Raw genomic sequence first — 16037 nt, 5'->3', positions numbered from 1 at the left:
TGGAGAACGCAGGCGGCTGCAAGCCGACGAAGCATACATCGACTGCCTTGCTAGGCATCGGGGGCGGGTTGTTCAGCTGCCACCTGATCGCTATCGCCGTAGCGCTTCTGACAACGCTCGCAATAAAAACTGCGGCGCTGGCTACGGCCCAGTGACTTGGCTTTGACGAAGGGAATCTTGCAGCGCGGGCAGGTCCTTTTGGTATGCGCCAACCAGTGCGCCTTGAGGGTGCCCTCGCGCTTCCACTGAAGGAAATCGAAGCTGTAGGTCCGTGCTTCGTTAACCAGCGCCCGCAACTTGGTCGCCGGCAGCTCGCCGACCAGTGACAGTGGATGGATGCGCGTGCGAAACAGCACTTCGTTCTTGATGATGTTGCCGGAGCCGGAAAACAGCGTTTGGTCCAGCAGTGCATCGCAGGCCAGCAGCCGGGGCCGTGCGCGCAGCTTCTTCAGTGCGGCACGGCTGTCCCAAGCGTCGCTCATCACATCGGCGCTCCAGTCATAGGCCTCATCCAGCGGGCCTTCGATGAACTGCACCGAGCAGCCGTAGAAATTCAGCTCGCCGTTGGCAAAGCCCAGGCTCAGGCGCGGCGCGGATTCCTTGCGCTCGTTGATCCGGTAACTGCCGAACAGCAGCAGATGGATACGCAGGGACACATCGTCCAGCTCGATCAGGAAGTGTTTGCCCCAACTGCGAAACGAACGCACCGTCTGGCCGACCAACCGTGATGTGTCGAGCTTGCTATTGCCCTCCGCGCGCTCGATGGTTTTGCCGGTGAATATGGCAGCTTCTTCGCGAAGGATGACGATAGATGGACCTTCAGGCATGGCGATATCGCTTCGGCTGGGGCGTTAACAATATCGACTAGGGGCGACTGAGATGGTGTCAGCCACCCGCTCGAGCAAGCCAAGGGACCGTCGAGACCTGCTGCGCTCAGGTGTCGGTAAGACGCTTCCAGCTGTCCGGAATACCACTCAATTTTGCAAGAGCCAGCTCGCTGGCGAAGCTTTTGCAACGGTATCCCATAGGATTCGCGAGCAAGCTCGCTCCTTCAAACAGGACCATGCCGCCTACCGGGGGCTAACGGAGCGGTCTACCAATTCAACTGCAGGCGACTCTCGAACCGGCGCCGCTCGCCGGTCAGCGGATCGGTAAATTCCAGCCCACGTGCCAGCAGCTTCAGCGGCTTCGAATAGTCATCCTGATCACGCCGGCCGCGCTCGATCAGCTCGGGATAGAAGGGGTCATTGCAGATACCGGCACCCAGCGTGGCCATCTGCAAGCGCAGTTGATGTTTGCGTCCGGTAACCGGATAGAGCGCGTAACGCCAAAGCTCGCCACGACGTTCGAGCACCTCGATGCGCGTCTCGCTGTTGGGTTCGCCGTCGCCGCGTTTCATCAGGAAGAACGGCTCGCCGTCGATCATGTGCAACCGCTCTACACGAGGAAATTCAAGGTCAGGCAGCGCCGGGCAGATCGCCTCATAACGCTTGTCGATACGGCGCTCGCGGAACAGCGCCTGGTAGCGACCGCGACTCTCGGGATTGGTCGAGAACAGCACCAGCCCAGCCGTCAGTCGGTCGATGCGATGGATCGGCACCAGATCGGGATTGCCCACACGCTTGCTCAGGCGCGCCAGCAGCGTCTCGTTGACGTATTCGCCAGCCGGCATCACCGGCAGAAAGTGGGGCTTGTCCGCCACCAGCAGGTGGTCGTCCAGATGCAGCACGGCTTCCTCGAACGGGATCGGCTTCTCGTCCGGCACCTCACGGAAGTAATAAACCTTTAAACCCACCTGATAAGGGTGGTCGAGCGCCAGTGGCTGCCCGTCCGCACCCAGCACGCGGCCGCGGGCGAAACGATCGAGCCAGGTCGCCCGGTCAATTGCCTGAAAATGCGCACATAGGCAGTCAAGCACAGTGGCCCAGTGACCTTGGGGCAGATGCAGGGTGCTGCGGGCGGCGGGAACGGGCATGGCGGCGATGCTGGAGGAAACGGCCGTTGATGATACCCGACTGAACGGCCCGCACCTCGCTGTCGATTTGCGCAAAAGCCAATCGACCATTGCTTGAATGCATCGGAATCCCGATGCGCGCCGCGCTACCGGAGGCCCGCAGTGACGAACCACTCGATCGTTTCCCGCCAGCAATGGCTGGCCGCTCACGCCGAACATCTGATCAAGGAAAAACAGGTCACCCATCAACGCGAGGCCCTGGCCGCCGCCCGTCGCGAATTGCCCTGGACGCTGGTGGAGAAGGACTACCGTTTTCAGGACGCACTGGGCACGGTGAGCCTGGACGACCTCTTCGAGGGCCGTAGCCAGCTGATCATCAAGCACTTCATGTTCGGCCCAGACTGGCAGGAAGGCTGTGTCGGCTGCTCGTTCGAGATGGACCATCTGCAGGGAACGCTGGTGCATCTGGCTAATCACGATGTCAGTGTCGTCGCGGTCTCGCGCGGGCCCTTCGCAGCCCTCGATGCCTTTCGCAGGCGCATGGCTGGAGCATTCGCTGGGTGTCTTCGGCGGGTAGTGATTTCAACCGTGACTTTCACGTGTCTTTCGATCCCGAGGACATCGTCGACGGCAAGGTCTTCCACAACTTCGCCTGGGAGCCCTTCGTCTGCGAAGAGCTATCGGGCTTTAGCGTGTTCTATCGCGACGAGGACGGGCGTATCTATCACACCTTTTCCGCCTATGGGCGTGGCGCCGAGGAGTTGCCGGGCAGCTATGTACTGCTGGACATGACCCCTAACGGGCGCAACGAAAACGGGCCGCGGTACAACTTGACCGACTGGGTGCGTCACCATGATCGCTACGGCAGTGCGGACACCGTAGATGCAACCGGCCGCGCCAATCGCAATGATTCGGCTACCAGCCAAGGCTGCTGTCATCAGGCAGAGACGCTGTCATCCGGCTGAAACCCGCGAACCCTGACGGCAGCGCCCGGTCCAGACTAATACACCAGGCGTACGGCAATCGTCGCCTGGGCTGCTTCCAGTCCAGACCAGGCGAAATCTCATGGCGATAACAGTTGGTGACTTCCTGATCGAACGCCTCTATCAATGGGGCGTTCGGCGCATTTACGGCTATCCGGGCGATGGCATCAACGGCGTGTTCGGCGCGCTCAATCGCGCCAATGAGAAGATCCGCTTCATCCAGGCGCGGCATGAGGAAATGGCTGCGTTCATGGCCTCGGCCGATGCCAAGTTCAACGGCGGGCTGGGCGTGTGCATCGCCACCTCCGGCCCAGGCGCAACGCATCTGCTAACAGGGTTGTACGACGCCCGCATGGACCACATGCCGGTACTGGCGATCGCTGGCCAGCAGGCCCGTACCGCCATGGGCGCGCACTACCAGCAGGAGGTCGATCTGGCCTCTATGTTCAAGGATGTCGCCGGCGCTTTCGTACAACAGGCCAGCACCCCGGCGCAGGTTCGCCATCTGGTCGACCGAGCGATACGCACGGCGCTGGGCCAGCGCACGGTCACGGCGATCATCCTGCCCAACGATTTACAGGAAATGGAATACAGCGACCCTCCGCGGAGCCACGGCGCGGTATTTTCCGGCATCGGGTACAGCCGTCCAAAGATGGTGCCCTACAACACAGACCTGATCCGTGCGGCCGAGGTGCTCAACGCCGGCAAGAAGGTCGCGATTCTGGTAGGCGCAGGCGCGCTGGACGCCACCGATGAAATCATCGCGGTGGCGCAGAAACTCGGGGCGGGCGTGGCCAAGGCGCTGCTGGGCAAGGCCGCGGTGCCGGATGACCTGCCATGGGTAACCGGTTCGATCGGCCTGCTCGGCACCGAACCGAGCTACAAGATGATGAATGAATGCGACACGCTGCTGATGGTGGGGTCGGGCTTCCCCTACTCCGAATTCCTCCCCGAGGAAGGCCAGGCCCGCGGCGTACAGGTCGACCTCAAGGCGGACATGCTCAGCATCCGCTATCCGATGGAAGTGAACCTGCAAGGGGACTCGGCGGAGACCTTGCGCGCCCTGCTGCCACTGTTGCTGCACAAGGCAGATCGCGAGTGGCGGGATCGCATCGAGAACTGGCGAGACGACTGGGACGACACGCTGGTCGAGCGCGCCATGGTCTCGGCCGAGCCGATCAATCCGCAGCGCGTGGCGCTTGAGCTCTCGCCGCGGTTGCCGGACATGAGCATCGTCACCAGCGATTCAGGCTCTTGCGCTAACTGGTACGCGCGCGACATTCACCTGCGTCGCGGCATGATGGGCTCGCTGTCCGGTGGGCTGGCCTCCATGGGGGCGGCAGTGCCCTACGCCATAGCAGCCAAGTTCTGCCATCCGGAGCGCACGGTGGTGGCGATGGTGGGCGACGGTGCAATGCAGATGAACAACATGGCCGAGCTGATCACGGTGGCCAAGTACTGGCAGGAATGGGAGAACCCGCAATGGATCTGCTGCGTATTCAACAATGAGGATCTGAATCAGGTGACCTGGGAGCAACGGGTCATGGAGGGCGATCCGAAGTTCGAAGCGTCGCAGAACATTCCCAACGTGCCCTACCACCGTTTTGCCGAATCCATCGGGCTGGTTGGCATCTATGTCGATCGTGAGGATCAGGTTGTTGCCGCCTGGGAGCAGGCCTTCGCCGCGGACCGGCCGGTCTTGATCGAATTCAAGACCGACCCCAACGTGCCGCCTTTACCGCCGCATCTGAAGATCGATCAGATCAAGAAGTACGCCACGACACTGCTGCAAGGCGACCCCGATCAGGCCGGTATTCTGGTGCAGTCAGCCAAGCAGATCTTCGCCAAGGTGATGCCGAATCGTAACAAAGACAAGGACTCGCAATAGTCAGAACCTGCAAGCCTTGGAGGGCTAGGCCGGATCAGGAATGAGCCGGCCCGCCCAGGCGGCAAAGAGGGCTTTGCCGCGCGGGATCAGCACACGATCAGTCTTCTTTATCGCGGGTCACTTCACCGGATTTACCGTCAATCTTGAACTCCCAGACCTTGCCGTCAGCCTTCATGCCTTCGCCTTCCCAGGAGTCACCATCGGCATCGATGGAGTGCAGCGTGGTGTAGCCGGCAGCCTTGGCTTTTTCCACGGCTTGCTCAAGAGTGATCCAGTCGGCGCCCGGCTGATCAGCCAGTGCTACGCCACTGGTAGTTCCCAACACAGCAACGGCAAGGGCAGCGGTCAATTTCTTGTGGTACATGATTGAATTCCTCGTGTTATCGGGACGAGCCACACCGTGGCCCTTGAAAATACGAGCTCAACGGTGGGTGATTGGTTCACTGCAACCGTCCGTGCCGGCGGCCTGTCTGTATCAACGCTTGTCGATGGAGACCAACGCAGCCTCATCCCCTTCGCTTTGGAAACCGATCTGCACCGCATCGCCCTTGGCCAACCCTTCCAGCTGTTCGCGACGGGCCTGAAATTCCATGGTCGAAGCCGGCCATTTCAACGCTGGCACCGGGCCGTGGGCGATGGTCACCACGCCTCGCTCACGATCGATTGCCTCAATCGTGCCGGTCGCGCGCATAACGGGTTCGGAGACCATTTCGGTGGCCGGGCCGGCATCGATATCCGGAGAATCTGAAGGGGCCGCAGGCTTGAGTAGATCCTGAGCGAGCGCAGCCGGGGCAAGCAGTACAAGACTGAGCGTGACGCAATAGAACGCTTTCATGACGGACCTCCTGGATCAGGTGGACGTACGCCGTATTGGACAATGCGGTCGCCCCTATTGCTCTGCCAGCCGGCTTTTCCGCGCATCGTCGCGTTCAGCTTCGCGTAAGCCATGCCCCATAACCTGTGAAGCGTCGAAACCCACACAGGAAAACGAAACCATGAAAACACTGACTACGCTGATCACTGCCGCCACCCTTACCCTTGGCGCCAACCTGGCCATGGCTCGTGACCTCGGCCCGGATGAGGCACTGAAATTGCGCGATGCAGGCACCATCCAATCGTTCGAGAAGCTCAACGAGGCGGCCATCGCCAAACACCCCGGGGCCACCGTCGAGGAAACCGAACTGGAAGAAGAATACGGTCGCCACATCTATCAGGTTGAATTGCGCGACGACAAAGGTGTGCAATGGGACCTAGAGCTCGACGCCAAGACCGGCGAAGTACTCAAGGACCATCAGGACGACTAATGCGACCCGCCACCCTTCTCACCCTTCCACTGGTTTTGCTGCTCGCCGCCACACCGGTGGCGAGCCGCGACCTCGATCAGGACGAAGCCTTGCGGCTGCGGCGTGACGGGCTGATTCAGCCCTTGGAAAGTGTGTTGCAGCAGGCCATGGCTCGCCACCCAGGCGCCCGATTGCTTGAGGCAGAACTGGAAGAAGAGGATGGCGTTTACGTTTACGAAATCGAATTGCTGACCGCCGACGGCGTCGCCCGCGAGCTGGAACTGGACGCGCGCGACGGCCGCCTGCTCAAGGACGAAGAAGACTGATGCGCCTGTTATTGGTCGAAGACAACGTACCGCTGGCCGATGAGCTGACCGCCAGCCTCGGCCGCCAGGGCTACGCCACCGATTGGCTGACCGATGGCCGCGACGCCGACTACCAGGGCAGCAGCGAACCCTATGACCTGATCGTTCTGGACCTCGGCCTGCCCGGCAAGCCGGGGCTTGAGGTGTTGCGCGCCTGGCGAGGGCGCGGCCTGGCCACGCCAGTGCTCATTCTGACCGCCCGCGATTCCTGGGCCGAGCGCATCGAAGGACTGAAAGCCGGTGCCGACGACTACCTGACCAAACCCTTCCACCCCGAAGAACTCCTGCTGCGTATTCAGGCGCTGCTGCGACGCGCCCATGGCGTCGCCAACCAGCCGTTGCTCGAGGTTGGCGGCGTGGCGCTGGACGAAGCACGCCAGCGCTGCCACAAGGATGGCCAGGCCATCGAACTGACCGCCGGCGAGTTTCGGCTGTTGCGCTATTTCATGCTGCACCCCGGCCAGCTGTTATCGAAAACCCAACTTGCGGAGCACCTGTATGACGGCGAAACCGAGCGCGACTCCAACGTCATCGAAGTGCACGTCAATCGCTTACGCGGCAAGCTCGGCCGCGAGCTGATCGAAACCCGTCGCGGCCAAGGTTATCGCTTCGGCGGCCGTTCTTGAAATCCATTCAGCGCAGCCTCAGCCTCGGCCTGATTTCCGGCCTGCTGCTGATCGGCCTGTTGCTCGTGCAGAGCAGCCTGTGGCTATTCGAGGCCGGCCTGCGCCGCAACCTCGCCATCGACCTGCGGGACGAGACCGAAGGCCTGCTCATTGCGGTGGTGCAGGGTCCAGAGGGGTTCAAGCTGGATACCAGCCGGCTCAGCCCACGTTATCAACGAGCATTTTCCGGTCACTACTTCCATATCGACCTGCCTGCGCGCAGCTGGCGGTCGCGCTCGCTGTGGGACGCCGAACCGGCTTGGCCCACCGACAATGGGCTGGCCGATGAACTGCTGGACGGTCCGCAGGATCAGCGGCTGTTGAGCTACCGCGCCGAATACCGTCGTGACGGCCAGGCCATCGTGATCAACGTGGCGCGCGATTACACGCCGATCCTGAAGAGCTTCGCTCAGGTTCGCCTCGGCGGCCTTGGGTTGGTCGGCTTGGCGCTGCTGGTGTTTCTGCTGCTGCAGCGCTACGCGGTCAAACGCGCCATGCGCCCGCTGGAGCGCGCGCGCCAGCAGATTGCACAGCTGCAGCAGGGCGAACGCCAGCAGCTGGACATCCAGGCGCCGATCGAGCTGCAACCGCTGGTGGAGCAGATCAATCATCTGCTGGCGCACACCGACGACACGCTGAAGCGGTCGCGGCATGCCCTCGGCAATCTTGGCCATGCATTGAAAACCCCGCTGGCGGTACTCGGCAGTCTCGTTCAGCACGAGGCGTTGACTGCCCACCCGCATCTGCAGACAAACCTTCGCGAACAGTTAGAACAGATCCAACAACGGGTGTCCCGCGAACTGGGCCGAGCCCGCCTGGCGGGTGACGTATTGCCTGGTGCCTATTTCGACTGCGCACAAGAGCTCGCGCCGCTCTTCGAAACACTGCAGATGATTCACCGCCGGGACCTTCAGTTGCGTTGGCATACGCATGAGCATTGCCGTCTGCCCTGGGACCGGGAAGACATGCTCGAGCTGCTCGGCAATCTGCTCGACAATGCCTGCAAGTTCGCGCGTTCAGAGGTGCTGCTGAGCATCGAACAATCGCCGGCGGGCTATCACATTCGAGTGGAAGATGACGGACCGGGTATCCCGGCCGAACGTCGCAACGCGGTGCTGGAGCGCGGCACACGGCTCGACGAGCGTGCCGAAGGGCATGGACTGGGGCTTGGCATCGTGCGGGATATTCTGGCCGCGTGGAACGGCCAGCTGATGCTCGAACAAAGCGCGCTCGGCGGCCTGTGCGCACGCGTTTACCTACCGAAGCAGAAACACCGGCAGGGATATCAAGAGTCGGGAAACAGCGAATGACGCGAGTGGGTTACTGGGTGCGGGCCAGTTCGTTGCGCATGTCCTCGAGCATGGTTTCGACCAACAAGCCGTTCTGTACCTGACGGCCAGAGACCATCCGAATGGCCTCGGTACCGTTGATGGGATAGCCGACGCGTACGACCAGGTAACCATCGTCTTGCGGCTCCACGCGGGTCTGATAGTCAGCGGGAAAATTGTCGGCCAGGTGTCGGGACAGGGTTTTCATGGGGGCCTCGTGGGTTATGTCTGAACCAAAGACCCTGCGAGGCACTAGGAGATTCCAGACCACTCGTCAGATGACCGTCCATCGACAACAAACTGTAACCTTGCAGGCCCCGCCCCGCCTCACTTTCGCTCGTGGCCACCGTAGGCCAGCCAGGCCAGAAAACCCATTCCAGCCATGGCCGTCGCCGAGAAAATCATTGCATTCAGTACCAGGCTCATCATCGTCATTCCTCGTTTCTGATCGCTTGATGTATGCCTTGAATATATGTAGCTTCACGCGACACGTCGAGCTAGCCGATAGTGGCGTGTAATGTTTTCCAGCACATGAGGCGGGTATGAAAAGGAAGCAATCGATCAGTCAGATCCGCTGGGATCTGGCCTTGCGGTATCGCCTGATCGAGACGATTGCCTGGTGGGAAGGCCGCCTCACTACGGGCCATCTGATGCAGAGTTTCGGCATCAGTCGCCAGCAAGCCTCAAAGGACATCAACACGTACCTGAACGACCATGCGCCCAAAAACCTTACATATGACCGGCACCTAAAGGGCTACAAGCCGAGCAATCACTTCGCGCCACTGTTCATCGACGGCAGCGCCAGCGCGTATCTGCACCTGCTGGACCAGAACCGCGACCGCGCGCCGCATATCGAAGGCCTGGCGCTGGCCTACGCGCACACCGAAGTGCTGCATATGCCCGACCGCAGCATCCGGCCGGAAGTGCTACGTCCGATACTGCGCGCCTGTCGCGAGGGGCTCAGGCTGGAAACCGAGTACGTATCGCTCGCCAATCCGGACGTGGAAATTCGCGTCATGGCGCCGCACACGCTGATATTCACCGGCACCCGTTGGCACGTGCGCGCTTACTGCGAGAAGAACCGCGGCTTCCGCGACTTCGTCCTGAGCCGCTTCCGCGGCGAGCCGGATCTGATGGATGAGAGCGCGAACCGCGTCGAGCAGGACGAGGCCTGGAACACGCCGGTCGAGGTGATCATCGAGCCTGATGTGCGGCTGACACAGGAGCAGAAGGCGATCATCGAAGCCGACTACGGCATGCAGGATGGCGAGCTGCGTATCGCCACCCGTGGCGCGCTGGTGCAGTACGTGTTGCAGCGCTATCAGATTGATCCGAATACGGTGCAGGCGAATGCGGCGGCGCAGCAGATTCAGGTGAGAAATCTGCAGGGGTTGAAGGGGTGGTTGTATTGATGAGGCCGCCACGTAGTCTCCGTAGGGGCGAATTTATTCGCCCGTCATCATCCGCCAGGCCCGTGGCGGGCGGAGCGCCTACAAGCCGGGCAACGCACTGGCCCGTCGCTTTTCGTAGGATCGGAGGGGGACGCCGGGTTCTTGCTCGCGAAGCTGTACTGGCGGGTGCATTTGCATACGACGCCGCGCTCTCCTCGGCCGGGACTACAGGTTGCGCCTTGCACGGCGGCTGGCTGGCTTTCGTTTCGCGGGGGCGCTCGATTGTGCGGGTTGGCGGAAGCATTGGTTTCGCCCTGCTGGGCGAGTCCCTTTTGGCAGTTGCCCCAAAAGGAACCAAAAGGTCTTGCCCCTGCATCCGGGTCTCGCTTCGCTCAACTCCCCTCATTCCATCCACACTCCGGGGGCCGGCGTACAAGGGCCATCCCTGGCCCTTTACGCCTCTCGCGGCATCCATGCCGCTCGCGTCCCTCCGCGCGGATTCCATTCGGCCTCCTGAAAAGGGCGTTTGGCGTCGTCTGGTGGTTCGTTCGCCAGGAAAGAAGCAAAGCGGGCTTGTTCGGCTATTCAAATACTTACAGGCAACTCGGACCCAACCCCCCTTCAGGAGGCCGAGCGTAGGCGCTGCGCAGGGGGACGCGAGGCATGGATGCCGAGCGAGGAGTGATGGGACATGGATGTCCCGTCGCGACGACCCCCGGAGCAGCTTCGTAGGGTGGAAAACTGCCAAGCATTTTCCACTGCGCTCGATACCACGATTGATACCGGACCTTGCCCATCAAAAGCGGTGGGTAAGCTTCGCGTTACCCACCCTACATATAGCCCTTACAACCGTTTCGTTGCACGCCCCATCAGATACCACCGGATCGCCCCTTTCAGGAGGCCGAGCGCAGGTGGCGTGGAAGGGGTTGAGCGGCATGGATGCCGCGAGAGCGGCGTTGGGCCATGGATGGCCCGTCGCCGCGGGCCCCTGGAACGTCACTGGAGCGAGGGAACCCCGGCGCAGCCGGGGCCGGATGCAGGGGCAAGCGTTTTTGCTTACTTTTTCCGCGTCTGGAAAAAGTGAGTCGCCCAGCAGGGCGAAACCAATGCCTCAGCCAACATCGGCAATCGGGCGCCCCCAACGAAGCGAAAGCCAAATAGCTTCGCGAGCAATGACTCGGGGCGCCACTCGCCCCAATAATCCTACCCTGAGTTCCATGCCCAGACGTTCGCATCCAGTCGCGCCCCGCTGCGACTCCAACGAAAAAAGCCCCCTCTTATGCGCCTGATCCACACCTCCGACTGGCACCTCGGCCAGACCCTGCACGGCCAGGACCGCGACTACGAACATGCGCAATTCCTCGCCTGGCTACTCGACCAGCTAACCGTCCACCAGCCGGACGCCCTGCTGATCGCCGGCGACATTTTCGACACCGTCAACCCGCCACTAAAAGCTCAAGAACGCCTCTACGACTTCATCGTCCGCGCCCACGAACAGCAGCCGCAGCTAGATATCGTGATGATCGCCGGCAACCACGATTCCGGCGGGCGCATCGAGCTGCCCGGGCCGTTGATGAGGCGCCTCAATGCCCACGCGATCGGCCGCATCAGCTGGATCGCCGAGAACCAGCTCGACCACAACCGTCTGCTGGTGCCGCTGCACAACGCGAAGGGTCAGGTGGCCGGATGGTGTCTCGCCCTGCCTTTCCTGCGCCCGGCCGAAGTCACCGGCGGCGAAGCGGGAGATGACTACATGCTCGGCATCCACCACGTGCACCAGCACCTGATCGCCGCCGCCGAAGCGCAGCGCCAGCCCGGCCAGGCACTGATCGCCATGAGCCACGCACACATGGCCGGTGGCGCAGTATCAGAGGACTCGGAGCGCAACATCGTCATCGGCAATGCCGAGGCGTTGCCGGCCAGCCTGTTTCCCGAGCCCATCGCCTACGTCGCGCTCGGCCATCTGCACAAGCCGCAGAAGGTCGCAGGACAGGAGCGCATCCGCTACAGCGGCTCGCCTTTGCCGCTGTCGTTTGGCGAGATCAATTACCCGCACCAGCTCCTGCTGGTCAGCTTCGACGGCGACAGGCTGGACACTATCGAGACTCTGCCCGTACCCCGCGCAGTGGAGATGATCCGCATCGGCCGCGCGCCGCTGGCCGAGGTCATCAGCCAGCTCGAAGCGCTTCCCCCGGTCGGCCTGTTCGCCGAGAACCTACCCTGGCTGGAAGTGCGCGTGCAGCTCGATGAGCCCATGCCCGACCTGCGCCAGCGCATCGAAACGGCGATCACAGGCAAGGCCTGCCGCCTGGTGCGAATCGCCAGCGAATACCGTGGCGTGCGGGGCGAGGCCGAATCCGAAGTGCTGCTTGGCCTTGACCAGATCACCCCGCAGGAACTCTTCGCCCGCGCATGGGAAACCCAGTTCGGCAATCCACCGGATGACCAGGCACTGGACGATTTCGCCAGCCTGCTGCAAGGCGTCGAATTCGCCGGTGAAGGAGACGCCCGATGAAGATCCTCGCCATCCGCCTGAAGAACCTCGCCTCGCTGGCCGGCGAGCAGGTCATCGATTTCACCGCCGAGCCGCTGGCCAGCGCGGGCTTGTTCGCCATCACCGGGCCAACCGGTGCCGGCAAAAGCACCATTCTCGACGCCCTGTGTCTGGCCTTGTTCGGCAGCACGCCACGGCTCGATGGCGCCTCGCTGCTGAGCAAAGTGCCCGACGGTAGCGACGAGATCGGCAGCGGTGACGAACGCAACCTGCTGCGCCGCGGCTGCGCCAGCGGCTATGCCGAAGTGGATTTCGTCGGCGTCGACAGCCACCGCTACCGCGCCCGCTGGGAGGTCAAGCGCGCCCGCGAGAAGATCGATGGGCGCCTGCAGGCAAGCAGCCAAAGCCTTCAGGATCTGGACAACGGCCAGCTGCTCGCCAGCGGCAAGAAGCGCGAGTTCAAGGAGCTGCTCGAAGCCAAGCTCGGCTTGACCCTGCCGCAATTCACCCGCGCCGTGCTGCTGGCGCAAAGCGAGTTTTCCGCGTTTCTCAAGGCCGACGACAATGACCGCGGTACCCTGCTGGAAAAGCTCACCGACACCGGCCTCTACAGCCGGCTCGGCCAGGCCGCCTTCGAGGCTGCCAAGCGTGCCCGCGAGACCCTCGCCGCCCTGCAACAGCAAGCCGGAGGCGTGCAGCCGCTGGAGCCGGAAGGGCGCCAGGCGCTGGAAGCCCAACACCAAACGCAGCTGGCCGAACTCAAGGCGCTGCAGCAGCGACTCGATATCCTGAAACAGCAAAGCCAGTGGCTGCAGGACCTGGCCCGCTTACAAAGCGAACGCGACAATGCCAGACAGCAGCTGAGCGATGCCGAGACCGAACAGCAGAAACTGGCCGACGCCCGCCGCATCCTCGGGCTGTTCGAACTCTTGGCACCGCAGCGGCATCGCTTCCTCCGCGAACTAGAACTGGCGCCGCTGCTGGCGAAGGTCGAGGAAAACCTGGCTCGACACGCCCGCGAGCACAGCGCGGTGCAGCAGCGGCTCGACGAGCTGGAGCAGCTCTGCAAGACCTCGACCGAGGCGTTGAAAACCGCCGAACAGGCAGTCAAGGCTGCCGAACCCCGACTGGCGCAGGCGCGCCGCGAAGAGGAACGCTTGAGCCACCTGGGCAATGACCTGAGTGACGCGCGCCAGCAAACCGAACACGCCGAAGCCGCGAGCAAAGCCGGCGAACAGACCCTCGCTCGACTGCGACAGCAACAAGAACAGGCCGCCACCCAACTGGCAGCGCTGACCGAAGGGCTTGCCCGCAGCACCGAATTGCAGCCATTGTGCGCCGCCTGGAATGGCTACCGGCCGCGCCTGCAGCAGGCCGTGCAAATCGAGGCGCGCCTGCAACAGGGCCGTCAGGAACTCCCCGCCCTGGAAACCGCGGCCAAGGCCGCCGAGGCTGCACAGGCGCAGGCACGCCAGGCGCTCGACGAACTGCAAACTGGGATTGGCGGCGCAACGGGCCTGGCCGAGCAGCTCGCGCAGCTCAACACGCAGCTCGACGCCTGGCGCAACGCCCAGCGCGAAGGAGAAACCCTACTCAGGATCTGGTCCCGCCATCAGCAGCTAACAGATCAGCAACAGACGTTACGCCACGAGCAGAACCGCCAGCAGCAGGAACTCAACGCGCTGACCCAAGCCGGCAAACTCGCTCGCAGCGAGCGGGACGACGCGGAAAAGGCGCTCAAGGTGGTGCAAGCCCTGCTGGATCGCCAGCGTCTGGCCCGCAGTGCCAATGTCGAGGCATTGCGCGCGGCGCTTGCCCCCGGCGAGCCTTGCAGCGTCTGCGGCAGCCTCGAGCATCCCTGGCATAACGGCAAGGCGCTGCTCGCCGCCCTCGACCAGGGCGACGAGCGCGAAGCCGAGCAGGCCCAGCTGCAACTCAAGCGCCACGACGAAAAACTCCAGACGCTCCGCGACCAGCACATCGCGCTGACCACGGGCATCAAACAGAACGCGCAGCGACACGCGGAAATCGCCGATGAGCTGGCGAAGCTGGAGCCGCAACTAACCGCCCTGCCCCTCTATGCCGAGCTGCTGAACGAGCCGGAAACAGAGCGCCACTCCTGGCTGGACACGAAACTCGCCACGCTCCAAACCGACATCACCACGGCCAACGCCCGCCAGCGCGAACTGCTGGCGTTGCAGCAGCGTAGCGAAACCCTGCAGCACGCTTGGCAAAGTGCACGCGACGCCTGCGTTCAGGCGAGCCAGGCCCTCACTGGCCAGCGCGACGCCATTGCCCGCGATGACGAACGACTGAACGAAGAGCTGGCCGAGTTCGGCAGTCTGCTGCCCGCCGCCCTGCTCACACGCTGGCGCGAGGCGCCAGCCGAAACCTTTATGCAGCTCGATAGCCAGGTCGAGGCCCGGCGCCAGAAGATCGACCAACAAACAGCGGTCGCGGAGGAGCAGCAACAGCGCCAGAGCGCACTGGAACGTGAGCAGCTGCAGCAACAGCATCGGCTCGACCAGCACAAGGCGTGCGCCGCCCGCCTCGCCGAGCTCGAAGCCCGCGAACTGGCCTGCCGCCAAAGCCTGCGTGAAAGCCTGGGTGAGCAAGCCAGCGCTGCGGCCTGGCAGCTGCAACTGGAGAACGCCATCCAGACCGCTCGCAAGCAACAAGCTGATATCGATCGGCAACTCAACGAAGCGCGCGTCGAGCTCGCCCGGCTTGCCAGCGAGCAGCAGAACTGCGTCGGGCGCCGCGACGAGCTCTTGGCCGAACGCAAGTCCCTTGGCGAAGAACTTGCCGCCTGGCGTTCCGCGCACCCCGATCTGGACGATGCGACCCTGACGCAGTTGCTGCAACTGGACGACGCCTTGCTCACCGAAGCCCGCGAACGCCTGCGTGCCAACACCGAACTGCTCGCCCGTAGCCGTGAACGGCTAGACGGCTGCACGCAACGGCTGGCCGCGCATCAGGCCGGGCAGCCCGACGCGCCGGATGGCGAAACGCTGAAGCGCCAGTACGCGGAACAGGAAATCAGCTGCAACGCAGCCGAGCAGCGCAGCGCCGAAACCCGCGCGGCGCTGCTCGACGACGACAGGCGCCGTAATCAAAGCCAGGCTTTGCTCACGCAGATCGCCGACGCCACTGCGGAAAGCCAGCGCTGGGGCCGCATTGCCGCGCTCATCGGCTCAAGTGACGGCGGTGCCTTCCGCAAGATCGCCCAGGCCTACAACCTCGACCTATTGGTGCAGCACGCCAACGTGCAACTGCGCCAGCTGGCCCGGCGTTATCGGCTCAAGCGCGGCGGCAGCCCGCTGGGGCTGTTGGTGATGGATACGGAGATGGGCGACGAGCTGCGCTCGGTGCATTCGCTGTCGGGGGGCGAGACCTTTCTCGTCTCGCTCGCGCTGGCACTGGGGCTGGCCTCGATGGCGTCGAGCAAGCTGAAGATCGAGTCGCTGTTCATTGATGAAGGCTTTGGCAGCCTCGATCCGGAATCCCTGCAGATCGCCATGGACGCGCTGGATTCGCTCCAGGCCCAGGGCCGCAAGGTCGCGGTGATTTCACACGTGGCGGAAATGCACGAGCGCATCCCGGTGCAGATCCAGGTGCAACGGCAGGGCAACGGTCAGAGTGTGTTGAGAATCACAAGCGGAGGCGGTTGAGCGGCCCGCTTCGTC

13 protein-coding genes and 1 pseudogene are annotated in these 16037 nt (G+C 63.0%); 9 read left to right on the top strand and 5 right to left on the bottom strand.

The genetic code is table 11. The features are described from left to right. Nucleotides 1-50 precede the first annotated feature (50 nt). A complete protein-coding gene (locus tag K4O48_RS03815; protein WP_222910760.1) occupies nt 51-827 on the bottom strand; it encodes a DNA-formamidopyrimidine glycosylase family protein in 777 nt (258 codons plus the stop codon). A gap of 266 nt (nt 828-1093) precedes the next feature. Beyond that, the gene (locus tag K4O48_RS03810) at nt 1094-1975 is read right to left on the bottom strand and encodes an RluA family pseudouridine synthase (RefSeq protein WP_222910759.1); all 882 of its coding nucleotides are present in this window, start codon (nt 1973-1975) and stop codon (nt 1094-1096) included. A 141-nt stretch (nt 1976-2116) separates the two neighbouring features. Here K4O48_RS03810 and K4O48_RS03805 point away from each other — a divergent pair. Together K4O48_RS03805 and K4O48_RS03800 are read left to right on the top strand one after the other, a co-directional pair. Further along, nucleotides 2117-2919: pseudogene (locus K4O48_RS03805) on the top strand (DUF899 domain-containing protein). Between the two features lie 100 nt (nt 2920-3019). Further along, nucleotides 3020-4825, top strand: a complete 1806-nt coding sequence (locus K4O48_RS03800) for a thiamine pyrophosphate-requiring protein (protein ID WP_222910758.1) — start codon at nt 3020-3022, stop codon at nt 4823-4825. Nucleotides 4826-4922: 97 nt separating this feature from the next. Here K4O48_RS03800 and K4O48_RS03795 read toward each other — a convergent pair whose 3' ends face one another. Together K4O48_RS03795 and K4O48_RS03790 are read right to left on the bottom strand one after the other, a co-directional pair. After that, nucleotides 4923-5189 carry a PepSY domain-containing protein gene (locus K4O48_RS03795; RefSeq protein WP_073301190.1) on the bottom strand — a complete coding sequence of 89 codons (267 nt, stop codon included), beginning with the start codon at nt 5187-5189 and terminating at the stop codon, nt 4923-4925. 111 nt (nt 5190-5300) lie between these two features. Continuing rightward, the gene (locus K4O48_RS03790; RefSeq protein WP_073301189.1) at nt 5301-5660 is read right to left on the bottom strand and encodes a copper-binding protein; all 360 of its coding nucleotides are present in this window, start codon (nt 5658-5660) and stop codon (nt 5301-5303) included. A 160-nt stretch (nt 5661-5820) separates the two neighbouring features. Between K4O48_RS03790 and K4O48_RS03785 the strand changes: the two genes are divergently transcribed. From K4O48_RS03785 to K4O48_RS03770, 4 genes are read left to right on the top strand one after another with little or no spacing between them, the layout of a single operon-like run. Continuing rightward, complete coding sequence (locus K4O48_RS03785) at nt 5821-6129, top strand: PepSY domain-containing protein (protein ID WP_222910757.1); 309 nt, start codon at nt 5821-5823, stop codon at nt 6127-6129. After that, entirely contained in the window at nt 6129-6434 is a 306-nt protein-coding gene (locus tag K4O48_RS03780; protein ID WP_222910756.1) for a PepSY domain-containing protein, read from the top strand. The genes K4O48_RS03785 and K4O48_RS03780 overlap by 1 nt, the downstream gene beginning before the upstream one ends. After that, nucleotides 6434-7099, top strand: a complete 666-nt coding sequence (locus tag K4O48_RS03775) for a response regulator transcription factor (RefSeq protein WP_222910755.1) — start codon at nt 6434-6436, stop codon at nt 7097-7099. Before K4O48_RS03780 ends, K4O48_RS03775 begins: the two co-directional genes overlap by 1 nt. Further along, nucleotides 7096-8448: a sensor histidine kinase gene (locus tag K4O48_RS03770; RefSeq protein WP_222910754.1), complete on the top strand. Its 1353-nt coding sequence runs from the start codon at nt 7096-7098 to the stop codon at nt 8446-8448. Before K4O48_RS03775 ends, K4O48_RS03770 begins: the two co-directional genes overlap by 4 nt. 10 nt (nt 8449-8458) lie before the next feature. Here the strand turns inward: K4O48_RS03770 and K4O48_RS03765 are convergent, their stop codons facing one another. Continuing rightward, entirely contained in the window at nt 8459-8674 is a 216-nt protein-coding gene (locus K4O48_RS03765; protein WP_222910753.1) for a hypothetical protein, read from the bottom strand. A 334-nt stretch (nt 8675-9008) separates the two neighbouring features. Here K4O48_RS03765 and K4O48_RS03760 point away from each other — a divergent pair, with 334 nt between their 5' ends. The 3 genes from K4O48_RS03760 (at nt 9009) to K4O48_RS03750 (ending at nt 16022) form a co-directional block, all read left to right on the top strand. Next, nucleotides 9009-9878: a WYL domain-containing protein gene (locus K4O48_RS03760; RefSeq protein ID WP_222910752.1), complete on the top strand. Its 870-nt coding sequence runs from the start codon at nt 9009-9011 to the stop codon at nt 9876-9878. Nucleotides 9879-11136: 1258 nt separating this feature from the next. Next, nucleotides 11137-12372: an exonuclease SbcCD subunit D C-terminal domain-containing protein gene (locus K4O48_RS03755; protein ID WP_222910751.1), complete on the top strand. Its 1236-nt coding sequence runs from the start codon at nt 11137-11139 to the stop codon at nt 12370-12372. Next, complete coding sequence (locus K4O48_RS03750; RefSeq protein ID WP_222910750.1) at nt 12369-16022, top strand: AAA family ATPase; 3654 nt, start codon at nt 12369-12371, stop codon at nt 16020-16022. Before K4O48_RS03755 ends, K4O48_RS03750 begins: the two co-directional genes overlap by 4 nt. The last annotated feature ends 15 nt before the right edge of the window (nt 16023-16037 follow it).

The organism is Pseudomonas sp. DNDY-54, assembly GCF_019880365.1.
Classification (GTDB): Bacteria; Pseudomonadota; Gammaproteobacteria; order Pseudomonadales; family Pseudomonadaceae; genus Stutzerimonas; species Stutzerimonas stutzeri_P.
This window is presented reverse-complemented; position numbering and strand designations above follow the sequence as displayed.

Coding starts and splice junctions, on each gene's coding strand:
- K4O48_RS03765 (WP_222910753.1), bottom strand. CDS start 8,674: ATGAAAACCCTGTCCCGACACCTGGCCGACAATTTTCCCGCTGACTAT.
- K4O48_RS03810 (WP_222910759.1), bottom strand. CDS start 1,975: ATGCCCGTTCCCGCCGCCCGCAGCACCCTGCATCTGCCCCAAGGTCAC.
- K4O48_RS03750 (WP_222910750.1), top strand. CDS start 12,369: ATGAAGATCCTCGCCATCCGCCTGAAGAACCTCGCCTCGCTGGCCGGC.
- K4O48_RS03785 (WP_222910757.1), top strand. CDS start 5,821: ATGAAAACACTGACTACGCTGATCACTGCCGCCACCCTTACCCTTGGC.
- K4O48_RS03755 (WP_222910751.1), top strand. CDS start 11,137: ATGCGCCTGATCCACACCTCCGACTGGCACCTCGGCCAGACCCTGCAC.
- K4O48_RS03795 (WP_073301190.1), bottom strand. CDS start 5,189: ATGTACCACAAGAAATTGACCGCTGCCCTTGCCGTTGCTGTGTTGGGA.
- K4O48_RS03815 (WP_222910760.1), bottom strand. CDS start 827: ATGCCTGAAGGTCCATCTATCGTCATCCTTCGCGAAGAAGCTGCCATA.
- K4O48_RS03800 (WP_222910758.1), top strand. CDS start 3,020: ATGGCGATAACAGTTGGTGACTTCCTGATCGAACGCCTCTATCAATGG.
- K4O48_RS03780 (WP_222910756.1), top strand. CDS start 6,129: ATGCGACCCGCCACCCTTCTCACCCTTCCACTGGTTTTGCTGCTCGCC.
- K4O48_RS03790 (WP_073301189.1), bottom strand. CDS start 5,660: ATGAAAGCGTTCTATTGCGTCACGCTCAGTCTTGTACTGCTTGCCCCG.
- K4O48_RS03775 (WP_222910755.1), top strand. CDS start 6,434: ATGCGCCTGTTATTGGTCGAAGACAACGTACCGCTGGCCGATGAGCTG.
- K4O48_RS03760 (WP_222910752.1), top strand. CDS start 9,009: ATGAAAAGGAAGCAATCGATCAGTCAGATCCGCTGGGATCTGGCCTTG.